This is a genomic window from Tropicibacter alexandrii (assembly GCF_003667315.2).
Taxonomy (GTDB): domain Bacteria; phylum Pseudomonadota; class Alphaproteobacteria; order Rhodobacterales; family Rhodobacteraceae; genus Tropicibacter; species Tropicibacter alexandrii.
Genome location: NZ_RCTZ02000045.1, coordinates 1 through 4,470 on the forward strand (window position 1 = coordinate 1; position 4,470 = coordinate 4,470).

At 60.6% G+C, this 4,470-nt stretch carries 4 protein-coding genes; all 4 read right to left on the reverse strand.

The genetic code is table 11. The annotated features are described in order from the left end of the window. Nucleotides 1–577: plasmid recombination protein (locus tag D8Z78_RS24195; protein WP_164933089.1), on the reverse strand; the 577-nt coding region annotated here is incomplete at its 3' end. A gap of 256 nt (nt 578–833) precedes the next feature. Continuing rightward, complete coding sequence (locus tag D8Z78_RS24200) at nt 834–1,826, reverse strand: hypothetical protein (RefSeq protein WP_121634704.1); 993 nt, start codon at nt 1,824–1,826, stop codon at nt 834–836. A gap of 629 nt (nt 1,827–2,455) precedes the next feature. Beyond that, nucleotides 2,456–3,415, reverse strand: a complete 960-nt coding sequence (locus D8Z78_RS24205; protein WP_121634702.1) for a replication initiation protein — start codon at nt 3,413–3,415, stop codon at nt 2,456–2,458. A gap of 343 nt (nt 3,416–3,758) precedes the next feature. Then, on the reverse strand, nt 3,759–4,470 hold a 712-nt coding region (locus D8Z78_RS24810), incomplete at its 5' end, for a hypothetical protein (RefSeq protein WP_420824342.1).

Below are 4,470 nucleotides of genomic sequence, written 5' to 3' on the forward strand. Positions count from 1 at the left end.
CCCTCCCCCTCTCCAGATCGGGCATGAAGGCCTGTAGGGCCTCGTGGAGGGCCGTCTGTAGGTCCCTGAGGACCCCACGCCCCATATGGGTGGATAGGGGCTGTCCGTCGACGTCATAGCCGCAGAGGCTGAAATGCGCGTGCTTGGCGGTCTCATCAAGGTGGAGAACCAGACCAGACACTGAGGTCCTAAGATCGGCTGCCATGCGCTCTACAGCGGCTCTCAGGGCCTTCTCCTGCCCATCTGGACCCAGAGCCTCGAACATCTTCTGCGCTTCGACTCCGAAGCCGATGATGCCAGCGACTGCGATCCCGGCGTTGCTCTTCATCGCCCGGGCCATGTCCCGCTGGTCCCTGCGCTCTTTGGCGAGCCTCTTCAGCTCTGCGGAGGTCATGGGTTGGATGAAGACCCGGTTGGGCTCAGGCGGGTCCGGATTGACGTAGGCCGGCTGCGCTCCGATGCGCAAATCATGGCGCCTTTGATTGGCGTATCCTTGGGCGTCCCGGATCTCGACCCGGACCATAGCGGCCCTGGAGTTTGCCTTGCGTTCGTCATCCTTGAGGTGTGTGAGGGTCATGATGGAAACTCCTGTTTCCATCATGATCACCGCAGGGCGTGAAAAAACCTAAACCGCCGGTTCGTACATTTCGCGCGCGGAGAGGATAGCCCTCGTAAGGTCTAACCTACTAGGACATAACTGCGTTATCTCCTATCCGGCGAAGAGGGCTGCTGCGCCCCTCTTTCGAAACTCCCAACCGAAGGGACCTCAGCCCCTTTCGAAACCCCGGCTGCGCACTCCGTTTGCCTTGGTCCCGGACAGGTTCCGGGACGGCTTATAGCCCTGACGACGCCTGTCCGGACATACCGACGATACCCTGTACAGCGGCATCGACACCCGACACGATCGTGCCGGTGTTCACAGCGCCAAGAGCCGTGGTGGACAGGTTGCCGATCGACCCATTGACCTGGTCAAGCACGTTGTTGATCGACCCGTTCACCGCCGAGGCATTATGCGCCACGTTGAGCACCAGCGCGCCCGTATCGGCAGCCCCACCAATCTGCGCCACAGCGGCCGAGATCGCCCGGGTGGTCGTGGTGCCTGCCTCATCCACAGCAGAGTTCACCCCAAGCGTGATCTCACCCGTGTTCACGGCACCGAGCGCTGTCGTGGCCATGTCGCCAAAGTCAAGCGTCGGCATCTCCCATTCCGTCGCAGACGTCAGCCCCGCAAGCGCCTCCTGCGTCGAGCCGTCCACCCCAACAAGCACGTTGTTGATAGAACCGTCGATGGTGGTAAAAATGGGGGCCTGATATGTATCTATGCTTGTCACATTCAACTCCAGATACACTAACCCATTGATACTCGTAGTGTCCTGGTCAATGACCTGATCAATTAAAACCCCGTTGATACCAACCAACGAATAAGTGTCTGGACTATAGTTTGCATCGACCGGGTCTATGCGCCCATCCGAATGCAGGATGAGATGGTCTGTCAGGCCTGTGGCTGCGGCCATCAGGGGAATTTGGCCTGTATCCGGAAAGGCACTCCGGGGAATGTCGTAAGAGTTCCCGTTCCCATCCGATATAGTTGCGACTATCGTTCCCGGATCTGCTGTGGTGAAATCTGAGGACACATCCTCCACGATATTTCTCGACCTAGTTTCGCTTAGCAGAGTGCTCTCAGCAATGTTCGCATACGTTCCGTTGATCCGAGCGAGGTTGGATGCACCGTCGATCTGTTCGAGTACACGCTCAAGAACGGACTGTGCCGAAGCGGTGCCAGACGCAGCGATCAACGCTGCAAAGGAAGCCGCAAACAGGCGCATCCAGGGATTCTCCAAAGTACAGCCATGATCCTATGGCAGCTTTTCGGAAGTTTATCCAAGGAAAACCATACTTACATCACCGTTGGCCGTTCGGGGATTGAGAGGCGCCGAGACGGTTCCAAAGACCTCAAAATCACCCTGAATGGGGTCTGATGCCGGATGGATGGGGCCGAATCCTACGCTAAGGCGAAGTTTTGGCCGAATTTCGCTACAGCGTCCTGTAGGCGGTCGGTCTTGTCATCTTCACCATGGCCACCAGCGTCGGCGCCTCGATGGCGCGGCCAGCAGGGCGGTTGCTTGTTGCTTCCATGCGTCCCGGTCGGCCCGCACTTCGTCCAGAGCTTCGCGTTCCCGGTCGAGCGCCGCCCGTAGCGCAGCATTCTCGGCCTCCAGAGTGGCGGTTCTAACCTGTTCCGTTGACGGTACCGCACTGACCCATTCGGAGCCTAGTGGGGTTCCGATGTGGAATGCCCGCGTCAGTTCTGCCCCGTCTATCGAATAGCTGCCATCATCACGGCGTATCGCGCTCAGTTTCCCTGATTTAATGGCTCTGTTGATCGTGGACTTGCTCTTTCCTGCGATCTTCGCTGCCTGTGTCAGAGAAAGTTCCGACATAGTTCCGCGCCGCGTCATTTTGGTCGTTCCGAGTGTTCGGCAAATGCTTCGCGGGCAATGTCGGCCTCTCGGCGTGGTGCCGTGAATATCTTACCGCCCGGGCCTTCTGTTCGCAGTACGCGGCCCACACGATCCGCCCATTCCTCCCGCTCGGCATTGCGGAGCTTGCCCCACCATGTCAGCGCGGGTTCGGTCTGCTCCTCGTCCTCGATGATTGGCGGAGCGCCGTTCGATGCCTGTTCCTTGCGTCGGGCCGCGCTGTGACGCTCATTCTCGGCCACGGTCTCGGTGGCCTCGTGCGGGTCTTTCCATTGCCAGTCGAAGCGGACAGCGGCGACCGATCGACCTGATTTCACGGGGGTCATCTTCACACGCACAGTCCCGTAGTCATTGATTGCCTCAACGGCCGGTGTGAGGACGCGCTTTGCCAGCTGCGCCCATACATCATAGGACCGCTTGTCATCGACTCCGAGCAGGCCGCGCAAGTTGTCCAGGCCCCATTGGGCATAGGGTTCGCGCTGGCGCTTGCGGTCTGCCAGTAAGGCGTAGAGCCGACGGGCGTGAGGCGGCAGGCGATGCGCCGCCGTGGTCTCGATCTTTACGAAGTTGCCGGGGCTGCGTAGGGCGTGGACGCCGGCGGGCGGAATCAGGATGCGGGCTTTGCTGCCGCCCTCGGTGATGTGCCACTCAGCCACCAACACAGCACCCCATTCACCGCCTCGGTGCTGGCCCGTCAGTTTGAGGCCTGTCATCCGCTCAAGACACTCACGCAGCCAGACATTGTCCGGGCGGGCTTCCGGGCCGCGCAGGCGTGTGGTCGGGATCGTCAGCCAGACCGCGTTCGGCACATTGGCGGGGACGCGCTCCTCATCGAGGATGGCAGCAATCTCCCACAGCGCGGAGACCATGGCCGGGGTGAGCGGCTTTTCGGCCCGAAGGGCAAGAGCGGCAGATGACACGGCGATTTGTTCCATAAGTGGACGTTACACATTAACTATGTCCACAGTCAATGTGTCCACACACCCCTCCGGCGTGTCCACTCATACACTCCGGCGTGTCCACTCATACACTCCGGCGTGTCCACTTTTACCCTCCGGCGTGTCCACTTTTACCCTCCGGCGTGTCCACTTTTGGCCTACAGTGTCAGTGTCCAGTGTCAGGGGAAGGAACAGACACTGACACTGACACTGGACACTGACGGGACACGAAGGGGGTTCTGGTGGCGCGGTAGCGCCCAGAAGCCTGAGGCCGGAGCTTCTGGCTAATGCCTGATTGCTGAGAGTGGATCAGTGCGAGGGGTCACCGGCACCTGCCGCCTCAAGGCGCGGGTTCCTCTTCGATCTCATCAGGTGGGACCTCTTTGAAGAACGCTTGCTGCTCTGGCTCTGGCAGAGCAGTGACCTTGCCCCGCACATCGTCCCACCAGAGCGCAACCCACTCCAGGGCAGGGCGCAGGTGTTTCCAGAGTGGCTTGAGGCGCTCAGCTGAGGGAGAGCCCTCCCCGACTTTCCACTTTCCCTGATCGTTCTGATACAGCCCCCCCGTAATCACCGCTGCGGCCGCCTGAGCGGCCACTGAGGCGGCTTCATTGATCGCGGCTACCCCACCCGTCTCCAGGTCCTTCATGCGGCTCTCAGCCGCCTCTGCGCGGCTCTCCGCGCCTTTTTGCGCCTCTAGGGCCTGGTCCCGCGCCGCTTCAGCAGCACCCTTCGCTGCCTCGACCCTCTCCAGAGCTATGATCTGAGCCTCCAGCCCTTCGACCTTCCCCTCGGCTTCTGACGCCCGACGTTCGTAGATCTCGGCGTTTTTCAGAGCCTTTTCTGCACGATCCTCGTCTTGCTCGGCCTTCGCTCTGGCCTTTTCGGCCCGAACCTCGTTTTTCAGGATTTTTTCTTTGAGCTCGGCGAGCTCCTGGCGCTTCGCCTCGATCTCCAGGGGCAGGTCGGTGTGAAGCTCTGCTACGGACCGGTTCACGAGCTCATGAGGAGCCGCTCCGGCCTCTGCGCGAGCCTTCCGCGCCCTCCCCCTC

Excerpts from the sequence above, each read along its gene's own strand:
- D8Z78_RS24200 (WP_121634704.1), bottom strand. The coding sequence starts at position 1,826 with ATGCGCCTGTTTGCGGCTTCCTTTGCAGCGTTGATCGCTGCGTCTGGC.
- D8Z78_RS24205 (WP_121634702.1), bottom strand. The coding sequence starts at position 3,415 with ATGGAACAAATCGCCGTGTCATCTGCCGCTCTTGCCCTTCGGGCCGAA.